Source organism: Pseudomonas sp. SR18 (genome assembly GCF_023701505.1).
Lineage (GTDB): Bacteria > Pseudomonadota > Gammaproteobacteria > Pseudomonadales > Pseudomonadaceae > Aquipseudomonas > Aquipseudomonas cyclaminis.
Map to the genome: position 1 here is coordinate 177,744 of NZ_JAMQAU010000007.1, position 17,334 is coordinate 195,077.

The 17,334-nt window shown below is 60.5% G+C and carries 15 protein-coding genes; 3 read left to right on the top strand and 12 right to left on the bottom strand.

Features of this window, described 5'->3' with window-relative positions:
• The 6 genes from NDJ82_RS13095 to NDJ82_RS13120 all read right to left on the bottom strand — a co-directional run bounded on the left by NDJ82_RS13095 (window position 1) and on the right by NDJ82_RS13120 (window position 7,861).
• The gene (locus NDJ82_RS13095; protein ID WP_250925648.1) at window positions 1-1,314 is read right to left on the bottom strand and encodes an HlyD family type I secretion periplasmic adaptor subunit; all 1,314 of its coding nucleotides are present in this window, start codon (window positions 1,312-1,314) and stop codon (window positions 1-3) included.
• A complete protein-coding gene (locus NDJ82_RS13100) occupies window positions 1,311-3,062 on the bottom strand; it encodes a type I secretion system permease/ATPase (RefSeq protein ID WP_099582892.1) in 1,752 nt (583 codons plus the stop codon). Before NDJ82_RS13100 ends, NDJ82_RS13095 begins: the two co-directional genes overlap by 4 nt.
• A gap of 102 nt (window positions 3,063-3,164) precedes the next feature.
• Window positions 3,165-3,533: an AprI/Inh family metalloprotease inhibitor gene (locus tag NDJ82_RS13105; protein WP_099582891.1), complete on the bottom strand. Its 369-nt coding sequence runs from the start codon at window positions 3,531-3,533 to the stop codon at window positions 3,165-3,167.
• A 49-nt stretch (window positions 3,534-3,582) separates the two neighbouring features.
• Window positions 3,583-5,016 carry a serralysin family metalloprotease gene (locus tag NDJ82_RS13110; RefSeq protein WP_158878161.1) on the bottom strand — a complete coding sequence of 478 codons (1,434 nt, stop codon included), beginning with the start codon at window positions 5,014-5,016 and terminating at the stop codon, window positions 3,583-3,585.
• A 367-nt stretch (window positions 5,017-5,383) separates the two neighbouring features.
• Window positions 5,384-6,487, bottom strand: a complete 1,104-nt coding sequence (locus NDJ82_RS13115) for a DmpA family aminopeptidase (protein ID WP_250925649.1) — start codon at window positions 6,485-6,487, stop codon at window positions 5,384-5,386.
• Window positions 6,488-6,496: 9 nt separating this feature from the next.
• The gene (locus tag NDJ82_RS13120) at window positions 6,497-7,861 is read right to left on the bottom strand and encodes an APC family permease (protein ID WP_250925650.1); all 1,365 of its coding nucleotides are present in this window, start codon (window positions 7,859-7,861) and stop codon (window positions 6,497-6,499) included.
• A gap of 200 nt (window positions 7,862-8,061) precedes the next feature.
• Here NDJ82_RS13120 and NDJ82_RS13125 point away from each other — a divergent pair, with 200 nt between their 5' ends.
• The gene (locus tag NDJ82_RS13125) at window positions 8,062-8,847 is read left to right on the top strand and encodes a helix-turn-helix transcriptional regulator (protein WP_099582885.1); all 786 of its coding nucleotides are present in this window, start codon (window positions 8,062-8,064) and stop codon (window positions 8,845-8,847) included.
• 236 nt (window positions 8,848-9,083) lie between these two features.
• Here the strand turns inward: NDJ82_RS13125 and NDJ82_RS13130 are convergent, their stop codons facing one another.
• The 5 genes from NDJ82_RS13130 to NDJ82_RS13150 form a co-directional block, all read right to left on the bottom strand.
• Window positions 9,084-9,542, bottom strand: a complete 459-nt coding sequence (locus NDJ82_RS13130; RefSeq protein WP_099582881.1) for an REP-associated tyrosine transposase — start codon at window positions 9,540-9,542, stop codon at window positions 9,084-9,086.
• Window positions 9,543-9,631: 89 nt separating this feature from the next.
• Window positions 9,632-10,711 carry a polyamine ABC transporter substrate-binding protein gene (locus NDJ82_RS13135; RefSeq protein WP_158878163.1) on the bottom strand — a complete coding sequence of 360 codons (1,080 nt, stop codon included), beginning with the start codon at window positions 10,709-10,711 and terminating at the stop codon, window positions 9,632-9,634.
• 60 nt (window positions 10,712-10,771) lie between these two features.
• Window positions 10,772-11,113, bottom strand: a complete 342-nt coding sequence (locus tag NDJ82_RS13140; RefSeq protein ID WP_112195211.1) for a cupin domain-containing protein — start codon at window positions 11,111-11,113, stop codon at window positions 10,772-10,774.
• A gap of 27 nt (window positions 11,114-11,140) precedes the next feature.
• Entirely contained in the window at window positions 11,141-12,547 is a 1,407-nt protein-coding gene (locus NDJ82_RS13145) for an NAD(P)/FAD-dependent oxidoreductase (RefSeq protein ID WP_250925651.1), read from the bottom strand.
• Window positions 12,548-12,595: 48 nt separating this feature from the next.
• The gene (locus NDJ82_RS13150) at window positions 12,596-13,405 is read right to left on the bottom strand and encodes a helix-turn-helix transcriptional regulator (RefSeq protein WP_099582876.1); all 810 of its coding nucleotides are present in this window, start codon (window positions 13,403-13,405) and stop codon (window positions 12,596-12,598) included.
• Between the two features lie 256 nt (window positions 13,406-13,661).
• Between NDJ82_RS13150 and NDJ82_RS13155 the strand changes: the two genes are divergently transcribed.
• Complete coding sequence (locus tag NDJ82_RS13155) at window positions 13,662-13,934, top strand: DUF1652 domain-containing protein (protein ID WP_034135599.1); 273 nt, start codon at window positions 13,662-13,664, stop codon at window positions 13,932-13,934.
• A gap of 11 nt (window positions 13,935-13,945) precedes the next feature.
• Here NDJ82_RS13155 and NDJ82_RS13160 read toward each other — a convergent pair whose 3' ends face one another.
• Window positions 13,946-16,393 carry a UvrD-helicase domain-containing protein gene (locus NDJ82_RS13160; RefSeq protein WP_250925652.1) on the bottom strand — a complete coding sequence of 816 codons (2,448 nt, stop codon included), beginning with the start codon at window positions 16,391-16,393 and terminating at the stop codon, window positions 13,946-13,948.
• A gap of 219 nt (window positions 16,394-16,612) precedes the next feature.
• Between NDJ82_RS13160 and NDJ82_RS13165 the strand changes: the two genes are divergently transcribed.
• Entirely contained in the window at window positions 16,613-17,308 is a 696-nt protein-coding gene (locus NDJ82_RS13165) for a pirin family protein (RefSeq protein ID WP_250925653.1), read from the top strand.
• The last annotated feature ends 26 nt before the right edge of the window (window positions 17,309-17,334 follow it).

Consider the following 17,334-nt stretch of genomic DNA (forward strand, 5'->3'; position numbering starts at 1 on the left):
TCATTCCTCAGTCAACGCGGAGCCGGCGCGATCCAGCAACGGCTTGAACAGGTAGTTGAGCAACGAACGTTCACCGGTGCGCACGAACATCTCGGCAGGCATGCCGGGCTTGATCACCAGGCCGTGGAGTTTTCCCAGCGCGGCCTCGCTCACCGTCGTGCGCAACACGTAATAGGGTGCGCCGGTTTTCTCATCGAGCATCTGGTCGGCCGAGATCAGGCTGACCTCACCCGGCACACGCGGTGTGCGGCTCTGGTTGAAGGCGGTGAACAGAATATCCACCGGCAAGTGCGTGCCAACCTTGTCCACCAGATGCACCGGCAGGTGCCCTTCCACTTCCAGGCGCGTGCCTTGGGGCACGATCTCCAGCAGGGTTTCACCGGCACGCACCACGGCGCCTTCGGTGTGTACGCCAAGGTTGACCGCGATGCCGTCGGCCGGTGCGTTGATTTCGCTGTGTTGCAGGTCGAACCCGGCGGAAGTCAGTTGTTGTTCCAGGGTCAGGCTGCGCAGTTGCGCGTCGGCCAACTGGCTGCGCACTTCCTTCTGATATTCCTCGCTGTGCTGCTGCAACTTGAGGCGTGACTCGACGATGCCCTGCTCCACCCGACCGCTTTCGCCGGTGTTCTGCGCCAGGTCCTGTTGCACTTGGGACAATTGGCGCTGGTACTCCATCAGCCGGTTGCGCGGGATGTAGCCGTTGTCGGCCAAGGGTTGCAGGTTGCTCAGTTGATCACGCAGGGATTGCGCCTGGGCGGTCAGGTCGCTGCGGGCACGGCGCATGCCGCCGAGTTGCGCGGTGGCGCCGTCGATATTCGCGCGAATGCCGGCCTGTTCACGGGCGAAGGCCTCGCGACGGCTGCTGAACAACTGACGCTGGCCTTCCAGCACCAACGCCAAGGCGGGATCGGGATGGCTGCTCAGTTCGGCAGGAAAGGTGATGCTGGCGTGGTTATCGCGCTCGCTTTGCCAGCGCGCCACACTGGCCCAGGCCATGCGGTACTGGGCCTGCAGCGAATGCACGTCGGCCTGGTTCTGGGTCTGGTCAAGCCGGAACAGCGGCTGGCCTTGTTTCACCTGCTCGCCTTCACGCACCAGGATACGGCTGACCACACCGGGGCTGAGGGTTTGCACGGCCTTGCGCTTGCCGGACACCACCACCGTGCCTTGCACCGGAATGCCCTGATCCAGGGGCGCGAGGCTGGCCCACAGGAAGAAACCACCGGCGCCGACCACCGTCAGCAGCCAGCCCAGACGGGCAAAAAAACCGGCGTCGCGCTCTTTGACAGGTTGTTCGAAAGTGATACTGCTCATGCGCCTGGATTCCTTCCCGCTTGGTACTGACGACTGAAACTGACGCCAGGTTTGTCTTTCGGCGCTTCCTGCTGGCCGGACAAGGCACGCAGCACCTCTTGGCTCGGTCCGTATGCCTGCAAACGGCCGTCGTTGAGCACCAGCAACTTGTCGGCCTGGGCCAGTGCCGACGACCGATGGGTCACCAGCACCACGCTGCTGCCTTGAGCCTTCATCTGCACGATGGCGCTGGCCAAGGCGGCTTCGCCCACGGTGTCGAGGTTGGAGTTGGGTTCATCCAGCACAATCAAGCGTGGCTCGCCATACAGCGCACGGGCCAGGGCCACGCGCTGTTTCTGCCCGCCGGACAGGCCGCCGCCGTTGTCGCCGAGTACCGTGTCGTAGCCTTGGGGCAGGCGCAGGATCAGCTCGTGCACGCCGGCTTGTTGCGCCGCCTTGACCACACGCTCGGGGTCGGCCTCGCGAAAGCGGGCGATGTTGTCGGCGATGCTGCCGCTGAACAGCTCAATGTCCTGGGGCAAGTAACCGATATGCGGGCCCAGGTCGTCGCGGTCCCAGCGATGGATGTCTGCGCCATCCAGCCGCACCGTGCCGGCCAGGGTTGGCCAGACACCCACCAGCACACGGGCCAGGGTCGACTTGCCCGAGCCCGAAGCCCCCAACACGCCGAGCACCTCGCCCGCGCCCAGGTTGAAACTGACGTGATGCAGCATCGCCACGCGCTTGCCCGGCGGGCCCGCGCTGACCTGCTCGAAACTGACCTGGCCCTTGGGCGCCGGCAAGGCCATCTGCTCGACCTCCGGTGGAAACTCGCGCAGCAACTCATCCAGGCGCTGATAGGCCAGCTTGGCCGAACTCCATTGCTTCCACACGGCAATCAACTGGTCGATGGGGCTGAGCACACGGCCCATCAGGATCGAACCGGCAATCATCATCCCTGCCGTCATATCGCCGCGGATCACCAGGAGTGCGCCCAGGCCCAGCACCAGGGACTGCAAACACAGGCGCAGGGATTTACTCAGGGCGGTGATGACTGAACCGGTGTCACTGGCCTTGTTCTGCAAGTTGAGGAACTGCGCGTGCACGGCAAACCAGCGCTTGCGCAGCGCGCCGAGCATGCCCATGGCCTGGATGGTTTCGGCGTTATGCAAATGGCTGGTGGCCAGTTGGGTCGATTGCTGGGAGAAACCGCTGGCCTCGCCCAAGGGTTTCTTGGTCAGGTATTCATTCAGGCATGCCAGGCCGATCAGCAATACCGCGCCGGCGCTGGCCAGCACCCCAAGCCAGACGTTGAACAGGAAAATCACAAACAGGTAGATCGGAAACCACGGCGCGTCAAAAAACGCGAACAGCGCCGGCCCGGTGATGAACTGGCGGATATGGGTCAGGTCGCCCAGGGATTGCCCGGCATGCCCCTGGCCGCGTTGCAGGTTGCGCTCGAACGCGGCCTTGTACACACGCAAGTTGAAACGCCGTTCCAACTGGCTGCCGATACGGATCACGATAAAACTGCGGATCACTTCCAGCGTGCCAATAAAGGCGAAGAAGCCCACGACCATCAGCGTCAACATCACCAGGGTGGTTTCGTTCTGGGAGGACAGCACGCGGTCGTACACTTGCAGCATGTAAATCGACGGCACCAGCATCAACAGGTTAATCAACGCCGTGAAGCAGCCAATACTGATCAAGATGCTCTTGTATTCACCCAGCGCCTTGAATAAGGGCGCAACCGCAGAGGGCTTGGCCATATGTTCTGATCTTCCTTGAGCCAAATTGCGCGCATAAGTTGCCCGAGCCCCGAATAAAGGCCGGCCAACTAATAAAATCGAGTTATAAACTTATAGCGATAACTAAGGCATACGTTTTAATTCAACCACGGCGCCGGATTTAGTGCGCGCTTGATAGTCGCCGTCTTTCTGGCGATTCAAATGGGTGATGCCGCTGCCTTCGGCGTTGAACAGCCAGATGCCGTCCGGTGTGGGCGACCAGGTCAACGGCGTGTCCCCCAGCCATTGCGCGGCACAGGCTACATCACCGCTCAAGCCATTGGCCTGTTCGAGCAGGTCGAGGGCGCAGACCTGATCCTGCTGGTGCAATTGCCAATGCCCGGCCAATTGGGCGCTGGAGGGTAAAACAAGACTGCTCGCCATTGCGTGGGCTCCTGCCGACACGAACATCACCTGCAACACGCAGGCGATCAAGTTGAAAAAACGCTGCATCTTCACGCTCCATCCTGGAGGCGCGACGCCGAAACGCCGCGCCTTTGTATCACGCCACGATGTCGCTGACGGCTGCCTGGCCTACGGTGGTGACGAGGAAATCCGCCACGCCGTGCCCGGAGAAGTCGACGGCCAGCGTACCCAGGTTGGTGCCGGATGCGTAGGTCAATACCGCGTCGCCGGCATGCCCGGTGAACGCATTGACGAAGGTCAGGCCTGCGCCTTTGGTAATGCCGCTGAGGTCGATCTTGTCCGAACCCGAGGTGAAGTCAAAGATCTTGTCTGCCGCCCCTGGCTTGGAGTCGGAACTGGCGCCGAACACAAAGGTGTCGTTGCCTGCGCCGCCCCACAGCTGGTCCGCACCGCCAGCGCCGTAGATCAGGTCGTTGCCGGCCCCACCCTTGATCACGTTGGCGGCGTTGTTGCCGATGATCAGGTCGTTGCCTGCTCCGCCGAAGGCGTTTTCGATGGTCACGCCCTTGGCGATGGACACGTTGCCCACCAGGCCACCCACGTCGGAGAACGAAGCTTCATTGAGGTTGATCTTCTGGTTCTGGGTGAAACCGGAGAAGTCCAGGGTGTCGTTGCCACCGCCGTCCCACACCGAGAACACCAGCTTGTCGGCGTTGGAGGTGGCGCTGAGGAAATCACGCCCGGTGTTGGAGTTGAAGCCGTAGGTGGTGTCGCCGGCGCGGGTGTTGTAGTTGGCGCCGTAGAGCTTCTGGATCGCGGCAATGTCGTCGATCAGCGGGCCGGAAGCGTAGGCCTCGACGCCGCCTTTGCTGAAGTTCTGGTTGGTGTTGCTCTCGCTCCAGTAACTCATGAGGCTGTAGCCGCGCGTGTCCTGTCCATAGGTCGCGTCGTTGTAGGTCGGCGCGCCTTCGCCGGCGTTGTAGTCGCCAGGGTGAGCCAGGCCGAGGGTATGCCCGATTTCGTGGGTCAAGGTCTGCCGGCCGTAGTTGTTCAGGTCCGGGGTCTTGTTTGGCGTGTAGCTGTTGTTGGTCAGGTACCACGAGGTGCCGTCGTAGCCTGCACCGGTGCCGGGCAGGTAGGCGAACGCAGCCGCGCCATCCTGACCACTGCTGTAGTTGCCAAAGGTCATGTGGCCGTCACCGCCGGTGGCTTTCTCGGTGAAGGTGACGTTGGCCACATCCGCCCAGGATTGCATGGCCAGTGCGGCCTGTGCTTTCTGCTGGGTGTTGAACTGGCTGAAGCCGGAGATGCCATGTTTGTTCATGGTGCTCGACGACGCCGAGGTCAGGAAGGTGTAGGTCAGGTCGATCTTGCCATTGCCGTCAAAGTCCCGGTAAGCGGCGCCGTCGCGCAGCAGCTGGGTGGCGGCTTGGTCGACGGTGTAGGACGGTTTGCCATTGATCGTGAGGTTGCCGCCACGGTCATACAGATGGCTGAAGCTATCGATTTGCGAGTAAGCGGTGCTGGCTTGCGCCGCCGACACGATAGCCTTGTCTTTTACTTTGGACATAAACGTACTTCCTTGTTTGCAAGTGCATCAGTCTTTGATCGATAGGAACCCCGCGGGCGAGATCGTCCTATCACTCGCCTCTTTTGAAGGCGTAAGAAAACTGACACAACTTGAAATCTTTCGTCCACATCTATTTCCAACGTGAAAAAGTCGCAGCCTGGTAACTAATTGAAGTTTTGTGCCGCGTTTATTGGGCCAACTTGATTTTGTCCGACAAAAAACAACCAACCCCTATTTAAATATTAAATAGCGCTAACGCCGCTCAAGTTGAGCGGCGCGCTTATTAAATGGATCCAATATATTGCCACGGTGCCATTGGCAACATTAAACGGCCAGTATTTAAACTAATAATAGGAGTTGTCCCCCATTACCGGGACATACTCCAGCCGGTGTCATGCAATGCCTGTAGCAGCGACTCGCCGGTCAAACCCGGCACTTGCACGCCGTCATCGGTGCTCATGGTCTCACCCGCGAGGATGGCATTGATGATTGCCTCTTCTACGGCCTCGGCCGCCGCACTGAACAGCGGCGAGATGTGGTCGTTATTGACCATTTGCAAGGCACTGCTGAACGGCAGGCCCTTGCGCCCGTAGTCCGCCGCCGGCAGGTCCTGGTTGCCGGTGGCGAAGGCCAGGAACAGGTCGCCACTGGAGTCTTCGGTACCGCCGCCGGTGCGGGCGATGCCGATGGACGCACGTTGCGCCAGGCGCTGGCATTGGTGGGGCAGCAACGGCGCATCCGTGGCGAGGATCACTACGATGGAACCCATGCCTGGCGTGCCGCGCTCGGCGAAGGGCGATGGAATGTCCATCAACCGGCGCCCCACCGGGTAGCCGTCGACGCGCAGCTCCTGGCGCTTGCCATGGTTGGCCTGCACCAACACGCCGACGGTCCAACCGCCCTGCTCCGCCGGCAAGCGCCGCGACGCCGTGCCGATGCCGCCCTTGAACTCGTGGCAGATCATCCCGGTGCCACCGCCCACCGCGCCCTCCTGCACCGGACCGGTTTCGGCATTGCTGAGGGCCTCGCGCACATGCTCGGGCTTCACATGTTGGCCCCAGATATCGTTGAGCAGCCCGTCGTAGGTCTCCATCACCACCGGCATGCACCAATACACGGCCGGGTCTGCCAGGCGCTCGCGCTCCAGGGCAATCAGGGTGTCGCGCACAATGCCGATGCTGTGGGTGTTGGTGATGGCCAGCGGCGTGGTCAACAGCCCCGCTTCGCTGATCCACTCCAGCCCTGTGGCATCGCCGTTGCCATTGAGTACGTGGTAGCCGGCAAAGCACGGTTGCTGGCGTGCTTCCCCGGCGCGTGGCTGGACCACCGTCACGCCGGTGCGCACGTGCTTGCCATCGATACGGGTGTTGAGGGTGCTGTGGCCCACCCGCACGCCCGGTACATCGGTGATGGCATTCAACTCACCCGGTGTACCCAGCCCCAACGTGATGCCCAATTGACGTGCGCGCATAACCACTCCTTACAATTTCTGAAAGACCGGACTCGACCGGCCGCTGATGCAATAGAAAATCACCGACAGGGCCAGCAAGCCGAGGATGATCATGATGTCGCGCACCGACGCCGCATAGATCAGGGTCACCAGCAGGTAACCTGCACCGATCACCGCCAACAGTGCCGGCAACGGCCACAGCGGCATGCGATACGGGTGCTCGCGATCGCGCAGCAACACCCGGCTCATCAACGCGCTCAACGCCACCACCAGGTACACCAGGATAATCAGCAACACGCTGAACGAGGTGAGGTCGGCCAGGTTGGAACTGAAGCTGAGCAACGCCGACGGGATCGCCAGGAACAGCGTAGCCAGCCACGGCGAATCCCAGCGGGGGTGAATGCGGGTGAACAGTTTGTTGATGGTCGGCGTCCACAGCGCATCGCGCCCGCTGCTGAATACCACGCGGCCGATCTGGATCACGATGGCCACAATCGCGTTGAACACTGAGAGGAAGATCCCGGCGCTGACCAGGCGCGACAGGGTTTCATTGCCATGGCTGGTGAGCAGGTAGCCAATGGGGTCGGGGCTGCTGATCATTTCGCTCAGGGACGGCGCGCCGATCAACAGCGCGGTGATCGGCACCAGCTCAATCACCACCACCAGGCCCAGGGACCACAGCACCGCCTTGTGCACGCCCTTGCCGCCGCACTTCATGTCTTCGGCCAGCAACACTGCCGGGCCGTAGCCGTTGTAGGAAAACAGACCGATGCCCACCGCGCCGATCACCAAGGCCCAGGGCGCGAGGTGCAGCACGCCGTTTTCGACAATCTGCGGCTGGAACAACACACTCGCGGGCTGCACCGGGTTGCCAAACCCGATCACTACGATGACCAGCAAGGCCGCCACTTCCAGCAGCAAACAGGTGCCGGTGATCCACGCATTGAGCTTGATATTGAGGATGCCCAGGGCGTAACTGCACACGACGATCACCAGGGCGACGGTTTGCGAATCAAACTTCGTGCCCAAGGCGTTGTTGAGATACGTCGCAGCCCCGGTGGCCAACACCGGCGGGATAAACAGCAACATCACCAGCACGGTAAGGAAGGTCGCATAGCCGGCCATGCCGCCAAACACGCGCTTGGCGTACACATATTCGCCACCGGCGCTGTTGTGGGCGCGGCCCAGTTCGGCGTAGCAAAACGCGAACATCAGCGCGAGCAGGCCCGCCATTACGAATGCCAGGAACACGCCACTGCCCGCCTGCTGGATGGCAAACGGCGCAATCACAAATACGGAACTGGCCGGCGTCACTGCGGAAACGGTGATGGCCACTACATCGAATACGCTCAGGGTAGGTTTCAACACGCCGTCGGGCGTGGGGGAAGTGCTCATATCGTTATCCTCTGTCGTTGTTCTTGGTATGAGGCAGAAACGAAAAATGATCTATGTGTCGGGATATGTTTCCCGTTGAATGATGAAGACGTTATCCGCAGGTGGCTTGTCAGCCAATTCCCCTATTGGCGTACTCCCCTTGACGGCATCCGGCAAAAGCCGAACCCTTGGACGATCTTTTGCTGGCGGGAGCCTGTGATATGAGCCTGTTTCGTGAGGTCGGCATGCACGCTGGCCTGGGCCGCACCGTCGCGCACATCGGTACCGAGCGTTTCTGGAAACAGTTGGTGCTGTTGCTGCACCAGTGCCTGCCCTTCGATAACGCCCTGGCGATTTTCTACCCGCAGGAGGGTGCGCCCCAGGCCTTGGAAGAATACGACGCCCAGCCCAGCAGCAAACCGGCGTCGATGCTGACGTACCTCAATGGCCTGTACTTGCTCGATCCGTTTTTCCAGGCGTGCCGCGAAGGTTATGCCAGCGGTGTTTATCGCCTGGAGGAAGTGGCACCGGACCATTTCCGTCAGAGTGAGTACTTCCTCAACTACTTTCACGACAATGTGCTGGAAGATGAGGTGCAATTCATCCTGCAACTGCCCGGTGCGGGGACGTTGTCGCTGTCGTTGGGCATGCAGCGGCGGTTCAGTGCCGATGAGACCGGGCTGATGACGATGATGGCGGCCTGGGTACTACCGTTGATGCAGCAGCATTGGCAGCAAAGTACTCAGCGCGCACCGGCCATGGACAGCCAGATCAGGGATGCCTTGAGCCAGTTCGGTTGCGGCGTGCTTTCGGACCGCGAGCTGGAAATCGCCCGCCTGGTATTGCGCGGTTTTTCCTCCAAGGCCATGGCTGAACGCCTGAACATCTCGCCAGACACAGTGAAAGTGCACCGTCGGCATTTGTACGCCAAGCTCGATATCTCGTCACAGCCGGAGCTGTTTTCGCTATTTATCCAGTCGCTGGGACATGATCTGGAGAACCCGTAGATGCTCAATGAGATCGGCGGCGGCGTAGATACCGTCTTATCCAGCACCACAAAAACCCTCGTAGCAGCTGCCGAGCGCAAGCGAGGCTGCGTGGCGGACGTATTGACACCCCGCGATCTGCGGGCCCCTCAACGCAGCCTCGCTTGCGCTCGGCAGCTGCTACGACCCAAACCTTGGGGGTTGCCCGGTGAGCGTCAAGACGGTATCTACGGCCTTGGCGAGGCTGCGTGACGGACCTACAACCACCAAACATCCCAAAGCGGATAATCGTGAATACGCTTTACCAACCCCGCGCGCAGGGGGTTCAACACCACGTAACGCGCGAAGTCTTTCAAATCCTCCTCTCGCCGCACGCCACGATCATGATAGCCCTTCTGCCATAGCCGCCCTTTTCGACCCAGAGCCCGGTTGACCGCCAGGCTGCTGCGCGATTTAAGCCGGCACATCACTTCTGCCAAGGTCTTGTCCCGCAGTTGAACCAACCAATGCAGGTGGTCTGGCATCACGACGAATGCCAGGGAATCAACCCACTCATCTTCATGCGCGTCGCGAAACTGCCTGACAACCAGCCGTCCAAGCCGCCAATCATCAAAGATCGGTTCTCGTCGATTGACCACAGCGGTGAGCAAATACACCCCGCCCACCTGTGAAACCCGCCCTGTACGCAACCGTCCTGACTTGTTTGATATGAGCATTCCTTGCCCCGCTTTATTGAAAGGAGGCAAGGAAGCTACAGACAACAACGTCTAAACAGAGCGCCCATTGGGCGACGAAATGTTACCGATTAGCGGCCCATGCGAATGGTGTTCCAGACCCGCGTGCGAATCCGGTCGATATTCAGCGGCATCGCTTCCAGTGCGAACAACTTGCCCATCATGGCCTCGCTTGGATAGATCTTGGTGTCGCCCTTGATCTCTGGATCCACCAGGCTGTCCGCCGCGCTGTTGCCGTTGGCGTAATGCACCGAGTTGGTAATGTCCGCCATCACCTGGGGTTCCAGCAGGTAGTTCATGAACGCGTAGCCGGCCTTTTCATCCGGGGCATCGGCAGGCATGGCCACCATGTCGAACCAGATCGCGGCGCCTTCCTTGGGGATCTGATACCCGATCTTCACGCCGTTCTTGGCTTCCTTGGCGCGGCTTTCGGCCTGCAGCACATCGCCGGAGAAGCCGACGGCCACGCAGATATCGCCATTGGCCAGGTCGCCGGTGTATTTCGAGGAGTGGAAGTACGCCACGTAAGGCCGCACTTTCATCAGCAAGGCTTCCGCCTTTTTGTAGTCCTCCGGGTTCTTGCTGTGAGGCGCCAGCCCCAGGTAATTGAGGGCGATGGGCAACAGTTCCGGGCCATTATCGAGGATGGCCACCCCGCACTTGCTGAGTTTTTCCATGTACTCGGGCTTGAAGATCAAGTCCCAGGAGTCCACCGGAGCGTTATCCCCCAGCACGGCCTTGACCCTGTCGATGTTGTAGCCGATGCCGGTGCTGCCCCACAGATACGGGAAGCCATGGGCATTGCCCGGATCGTTGTTCTCCAATGCCTTGAGCAGCACCGGGTTGAGGTTTTTCCAATTGGGCAACTGGCTCTTGTCGAGCTTCTTCAAGGCGCCGCCCTGGATCTGCCGGGCCATGAAGTGGTTGGACGGAAACACCACGTCATAACCGGAGTTGCCAGTCATCAGCTTACCGTCGAGGGTTTCGTTACTGTCGTACACGTCGTAGCTGAAACCGATCCCGGTCTGCTTCTGGAAGTTCTTCGTGGTGTCTGGCGCAATGTAGCTCGACCAGTTGTAGATCTTCACCGTCTCGGCGGCCTGGCTGATAGAGGCCACCAACATCAAGGGCAACAGGGCAATGGCTTTCATGGTTCGATTTCCTGGCGGTTTTAGGGCTGTTTTTATGGCAGGCGATCAAGGATCAAAGCGTTACAGAATCAGTACGTAAGTCTTGCGCACGGTTTCCTGGATATCCCAGATTCCGGTGCTGTTGGCCGGCAACATCAGTGCGTCGCCGGCTTGTATGTGGACGGTTTCACCGTTGTCGGGGGTGAAGGTGCAGCGGCCCTGGATAAAGTGGCAAAACTCCTGGGATTTGATCTGCCGACGCCAGCGGCCTGGGGTGCAGGCCCAGATGCCGGTTTCGACGCCATCGCTGCGCTCTACGCTCAAGGTAGAGGCCACCGCAATCGGCTCGCCCAAGGGCACGGCCACGGGTGATGAATCCGGCAGGTGGGCATTCAGCGTGTCTTTGAATTGCGTGATGCTCATGGGGTTTTCCCGTGTAAGTGAAACGACTCAGTGCATGAACCCTTCCATGAACCTGGCCACGCCGGTCGCCAGCTTGCGGCGCCAAGGGGCGGTGTTGGGGTTGGCCAACACCTGGTCTTCATGGACAAAACTACGAATGATCGCGTTGTAACCCAGCCAGCGGCACGGTTCGGGTTCCCAGGCCTTGAGCGCGTCAAGACCGCGCTCGCGGATCACCCAGGGTTGATGGGTCAGGGGCGTGTCGCGCCCGAGGATCAAATCCGCCAGCGTGCGGCCCCCCAGGTTGGTGGCACCCACGCCCTCCCCGCCGTACCCGCCAGACAGCGCGATGCCGGTGTTGTGGTCACAGAGCATGTGCGGTCGGAAATTACGCGACATACCAAGGTTGCCGCCCCAGGAATGGGTAATCCGCACGTTCTTGAGCTGTGGGAAGAGTTCGCCGAACAGGTAGCGACGCAGCTCCACTTCGCTGTCAGTCAGATCGAAGTTGTGGCGCAACCTGCCAGCGAACTGGTAACCGCCGCGGGCACCGAACACCAGTCGGTTATCCGCCGTGCGCTGGCCATAGGTGACCTGGCGGCTGCTTTCGCCAAAGGCCTGGCCGTGGCGCAGGCCAATTTCGTCCCAGGTGCTGGCGGGCAGTGGCTCAGTGGCGACGATCAAACTCTGCACCGGCAACTGGTAGCGGCCCAAGGGCGGCAAGGTGTTCGCGTAACCCTCGACGGCGGGCACTACCCAACCGGCGCGCACACTGGCCGTCGCGGTGCGCAGGCTGCCGGACTGCCACTGGGTGACCGGACTTTTTTCGTAAATCGTCACGCCCAGGCGCTCCACGGCTCGCGCCAGCCCGCGCACCAGCTTGGCCGGGTGGATCGTCGCGACGTGGGGTGCATAAATACCGCCATAGGGTTTGGCGATGCGGATCTGCTCCGCTAACTGCTGCGGGCTCAGCCAGCGGTAATCGGCTTCGCTGAGGCCTTGGGCGTAGAGCTTGTCCAGGTAGGCCCGCAGGCTGGCCTCCTGCTCGGGGTAGCGTGCCGCGCAGTAAAGGGCGCCGCCCTTGCGGTAGTCGCAGTCGATGCCTTCGCGGGCCAGGACCTGGGCCACTTCATCGGGAATGCCGTGCAGCAGGTCGAAGGAGGCGCGGCGTTGTTCAGGTGCCAGGCCGGCCAGCAGGCGGTCTTCGCCCAACAGGTTGCCCATCAGCCAGCCACCGTTGCGGCCCGATGCACCGAAGCCGGCGGTTTGCGCCTCGATGATCGCGATTTTCAGCTCAGGTGCCTGGCGTTTCAGGTAGTAGGCGGTCCACAGCCCGGTGTAGCCGGCGCCGATAATGGCCACATCGACGTCCAGGTCGTGTTCCAGGGACGGCCGCGCCACCAGCGGGTCGTCCAGTTGGTCCATCCATAAACTGATGTTGCGCCATGCCGGCATGCCAAGCTCCCCACCCACGTTTCGATGGGGTGATCCTAGAGCCGGCGGTTATTCACTGTCTTGCGCGCGTGCACGCAGGGAAATTTGTTTGACGTAGGCCTTGGGCGATTGGCCGGTGTGCTGGCGGAAGGCGCTGTAGAACGCCGACAGCGAATTGAAACCGGCGGCAAAGGCCAGGTCGTCGACCTTGATCGGCGGCTGCGCCTTGTCCAGCGCGGCGAGCAAATGCTGCAGCCGCGCCTGGTTGACGTAGCGGTAGAAGCTTTGCCCGAGCACTTGATTGAGCAGGTAAGAAATCTGATTACGGCTGTATCCGCACTCCTTGGCGACCCGCTGCAGGTCCAGGTCCGGGTCCAGATACGCTTGCTTGCGTTCGAAATACTGCTGCAAGTCATTGGCCATATGCCCCAGTTGCTGGGGGGACAGGCCCAGGCGGCTGACGCTGGGGCGCTGGGCCTGGGACGGTTGTTCGTGCACCAATGAGGCGTATTCATTGACGCGCCAGATCAGCCCGTCGCGCACGGTGATGGCCTCGCTGGTACGGAATGACACCAGCCCCTGGCCGCCACGCAGGGTGATGCGGTACTGGATAAAGGCGGTATCACCGTCGGCGCGGATGCGGTCGGTGTGTTCAATCGCTTCGTCAGCCTGGCGGGGCATGCTGGCTTGCAGGTAGTCGCGCAGCTCGGCGTAACCGACTACGCGGTTCTGAAAAAAGTCGTGGTATTGGATATCCGGGTGGTAGTAGGACATCACCCCGTCCAAGTCACGATGGCGCCAGCACAGGTGATGACGTAACACCAGGTCACCCGTGGCTTGGGTGTGCAGGCAATCATCGTCAGGGGCGATGTCAGGCATGTTCGGCTCTGCGGCGGGGTAGACCGTGGAGATTGCCGAAATTCGCTGGTGCGTTCAATGGCCAGGCGCACTTTTGACTAATGGCTATTTGCCCAGGTTTCAGTAGGACCTGACCCACGTCAACCTTTAGGAAAACAACCGCCGAACGGGGCGAAAAAAGTCACCTCCGGTTGAGAACGAATGCTATTTTTGAAACCAACCCTGCCAAGACCAGTGACGGTCATGGCCCCCTGCCGCGAGCTAAAGGAAGCGCTCAATGAACAAGGTGGGCAACATGAATAAAGTGACGTTCCCCAACGCCTGCCAGCTGATGCGCTGGCATTTTCATCCGATGGGCTTCGAGGGCAGCATGGACGCGCCCGGCAGCATGATCGTGCGCCTCTTCGACCGTGCCAGCGGCGAAACGCTGATTGCCATCGCCGGCATTCCCTGTGCCACGGTAATGAATGCCGCCGACGTGGAGCGGATTATCGAGGCGGTGGAAGATGAGTTGGAGTCGTTTGTGCCGCCTTTGTCCCTTCGGGCGTGATCGATCAGCCTTTAGCTGCGTTGATCGTCAAAAAACGCTTTCTTCCCGTCTACACGCTCCGAGGCCTTAGGCATATTCACTGCCTGGCCTTCGGGCTTTTCCACATACCAGTAGCAATGGCTGACGGCCCGGGTGATGCCCACGTACGCCAGGCGCAGCACTTCGTCTTTTTGCGCCGAGTCATAGGGTTCGCTGTCGCCAGATTTACCCAGGCCAGCCATGCGATAGACCTGGTTCTTATAGGGCGAACTGGTCAGGTGCTGGCAATCTCCCAGCAGAAACACGGCGTCCGCCTGCAAGCCTTTAGCACTGTGATAGGTCAGCTGTTTCAACCTGCGTGACTGAGCCGGCAAGCTAGAATCCACATTAACTACTGACTGAATATGCTCTTTAATCAGTAGCTTATCGCTACTTTTTCGATACAGCATTAATACCGAATCGCCCTTTTGATAGTGCTCCAGCAACTGGCGACCCAGCGCCGCATCGTCACGTACCAGTACCTTGACTGGCTCCAACGCCTTGGGCGTGCCACTGGCCTTGGCTTTCTTGCCGGGGATGGCCGGCGCGGCGCGTACGATGTGCTCGGCAGCGTCGATGATGTGTTGGTGGCTGCGGTAATTCTCGCCCAGCATCACGCGGGTGGTGCTGGGTGACGGGAATTCCTGATCGAACTCCATGAAATACTTGGGCGAACTGCCCCGCCAGCCGTAAATCGATTGCCAATCATCGCCCACGCACAACAACGAAGAATACTGGGCACCGCGCCCCACGTGCATGGCCGGGCCACGGCTGCGGATTTCCCGCAGGCTGGCGCGGATCCACGAGACGATCTGCGGCGACACATCCTGGAACTCGTCGATCATCAGGTGCGACAACGGCCGTAGCAGTGGGTCGCTGAGCAACTTGAGGTTTTCCGGGGTGTTTTCGCCGAACAGCGAGAACATGCGGTTGTAGGTCATGATCGGCGGCGACTGATCGAGTAGATGATCTTCCAGGGCTTTCCAGAAAATGCTCAAGGCCTCGAAGAAGAAACGGTCAGGATCGTCCTTGGCGAAGGTCATCTTGCCCACGGCCGTCGGCACGTCCAACCCAAGGTTTTCGATAAAGCCGGCGGCCATGACAAAACTGTCCAGCAACGGCGCGGACGCCAGTTCGCCTTTGACCTTGTAATCAAACCCAGGGCCCGCGCAGGCATCCCCCGCCAAACTGCTTAAAAGGCGCTTGGACGATTCGTAGCTATCAAGCCAAATCAATGGCTTACGGCAGAAAGCTTGAAACAGGGTGCGCTTAACCGCCCATTCCGCACGCACTGACAGCTTGGCATTGGGCCGGCTGAGCTGGGCGTTTTCCCGGGAATCGAATCCCAGCACCACCCACGCGTCCAGCTCGGGGATGTAACCATGGCAATGGAACTGAGCGCCGTTGATCTCGATAGTCTGGCGATTGGATTCAATGCCCTTGATCGGCCACGCGCCAGCGCGAAGCCACAGGTCTTCGATCACGTCGCAGAGCTCTTCATCGCGTTTGGCCGCCAGTTCGGTCACTGCCATGCGCTTTTGCACATCCGGGTGATCACGTTCCAGCTCCTTGAGCTGCAGGCCATGCCGGGCCAATGGCGCGATCAGCTCTCGAAAGCGCGGGTGCTGGCCGTGTAGCCGGTGGTAGCAGGCATTCATCTGCTGACGCTGGGCGTCGTTGATGCGCAGGTCGAACGGGTTACTGTCAGCATCCTCGACACCCGCGTTCAGGTTCTCGAACGCTTGCAGACGCTCAAACCCCGGCAGGCTGCGGACCATCGGGAGGATGCGCGAGTGAAAAGTGCGCACCACCGCCTGAGCCTCTTTCAGGTCAAGGGGTTGCCCCCACAGGCCAAGAATCTCCATGAGCTTGTTGATGAAGTCTTTGCGCGATTCGCGGGTGAAGGTCACCACGGTCATCGAGCTCAATTCAAAGCCCAGGTAATGGGTGAGCAGCAGGATGCGCAGGACCAGCGAGGTGGACTTGCCTGCACCGGCGCCGGCGATCACGGAGGTGGACGGCGTGTCGCTGAAAATCATCTTCCATTGCGCCACACTGGGCTGGGCATGGGCCGGCAGCAAGCGGGCGACGTCGGCCTTGATGCGTTTCTTCACGTGCGCCGTCAGGGGCAGGCGCCAATCATCGAACAGACTGTCATCAATACCGGGCGCACGGTGCTCATCGGGGCGAAAGTCGCGGATCAGCAGGACTTGGCGGCCCTCCTCGATGCCATCGGCCTTGCCTTCGCGATAACCATATTCCACACCCGCTTCGTGACCACTGCGAAAACCGTCAGCCTGCCCGTGCAACCAGGAAAACCGGTGCTGTGCGCGCAATCGGGTCAGCCCATGGCCGAACAGGCGCGCGGCCAGGCGCTTGAGCAAGGGCATTTGCGCCAACGGGCGCAGTTCGGGAGGCAGATCAGGCTTGTGTTGCGGCACGCGGACTCCTGCGGTGAGCTAGGGGGTGACAAGGGCGCCATGGTCGCCGGAATCGGCGCTCAGTTCCAGCCAATTGCTTTGTTGTCATGCAGTTAGGCGATGAAATGAAAGTTAAAACGCCACTAACCAATCGATTCAGCTGATAGGAATCAGGCATTTTTTACGCTTTTTATCGATCATGCCCTGCTGGATCATAGGCGCCATCAACAGGAGACGATCATGCTGGAACTTCGACCTTTCAACTCCCTGGGCGGCGCCCACCATGGCTGGCTTGACGCCCATCACCATTTTTCGTTCGCCGAGTACCACGACCCCAAGCGTATGCACTGGGGCAATCTTCGCGTGTGGAACGACGACATCATCGCGCCAGGCACGGGCTTTCCACAGCATCCGCACCGTGACATGGAAATCATCACCTATGTGCGCGAAGGTGCCATCAGCCATGCCGACAACCTGGGCAACAAGGGCCGGACTGAAGCCGGTGACGTGCAGGTCATGAGTGCAGGCACCGGGATCGCCCACAGCGAATACAACCTGGAAGCGACGCCGACCCGGATTTTCCAGATCTGGATTATCCCGAATGAAGCCGGTTTGCCGCCGTCCTGGGGCGCCAAGCCGTTCCCGAAAGGTGAGCGTGAGGGGTTTGTGACCCTGGCCAGCGGCAAAAGCGGTGACAGCGAAAGCCTGCGCATCCGCGCTGATGCCCGCCTGGTGGCAGCCAACCTGAAAGCCGGGGAAACGGCAGAGTACCGCCTGGACACTGGACGCCGTGCCTATCTGGTGCCGGCCAAGGGTGTGATTGAAGTCAATGGCTTGCGAGTGCAAGCGCGAGACGGTGTTGCGGTTGAGGACGAGCAGGTGCTGCGGGTAACGGCGGTTGAAGACAGCGAGATCGTGCTGGTTGACCTCGCCTGATGTCGGAGTAGCCCACGTAGATGGGC

Coding starts and splice junctions, on each gene's coding strand:
- NDJ82_RS13095 (WP_250925648.1), bottom strand. CDS start 1,314: ATGAGCAGTATCACTTTCGAACAACCTGTCAAAGAGCGCGACGCCGGT.
- NDJ82_RS13100 (WP_099582892.1), bottom strand. CDS start 3,062: ATGGCCAAGCCCTCTGCGGTTGCGCCCTTATTCAAGGCGCTGGGTGAA.
- NDJ82_RS13105 (WP_099582891.1), bottom strand. CDS start 3,533: ATGCAGCGTTTTTTCAACTTGATCGCCTGCGTGTTGCAGGTGATGTTC.
- NDJ82_RS13110 (WP_158878161.1), bottom strand. CDS start 5,016: ATGTCCAAAGTAAAAGACAAGGCTATCGTGTCGGCGGCGCAAGCCAGC.
- NDJ82_RS13115 (WP_250925649.1), bottom strand. CDS start 6,487: ATGCGCGCACGTCAATTGGGCATCACGTTGGGGCTGGGTACACCGGGT.
- NDJ82_RS13120 (WP_250925650.1), bottom strand. CDS start 7,861: ATGAGCACTTCCCCCACGCCCGACGGCGTGTTGAAACCTACCCTGAGC.
- NDJ82_RS13125 (WP_099582885.1), top strand. CDS start 8,062: ATGAGCCTGTTTCGTGAGGTCGGCATGCACGCTGGCCTGGGCCGCACC.
- NDJ82_RS13130 (WP_099582881.1), bottom strand. CDS start 9,542: ATGCTCATATCAAACAAGTCAGGACGGTTGCGTACAGGGCGGGTTTCA.
- NDJ82_RS13135 (WP_158878163.1), bottom strand. CDS start 10,711: ATGAAAGCCATTGCCCTGTTGCCCTTGATGTTGGTGGCCTCTATCAGC.
- NDJ82_RS13140 (WP_112195211.1), bottom strand. CDS start 11,113: ATGAGCATCACGCAATTCAAAGACACGCTGAATGCCCACCTGCCGGAT.
- NDJ82_RS13145 (WP_250925651.1), bottom strand. CDS start 12,547: ATGCCGGCATGGCGCAACATCAGTTTATGGATGGACCAACTGGACGAC.
- NDJ82_RS13150 (WP_099582876.1), bottom strand. CDS start 13,405: ATGCCTGACATCGCCCCTGACGATGATTGCCTGCACACCCAAGCCACG.
- NDJ82_RS13155 (WP_034135599.1), top strand. CDS start 13,662: ATGAACAAGGTGGGCAACATGAATAAAGTGACGTTCCCCAACGCCTGC.
- NDJ82_RS13165 (WP_250925653.1), top strand. CDS start 16,613: ATGCTGGAACTTCGACCTTTCAACTCCCTGGGCGGCGCCCACCATGGC.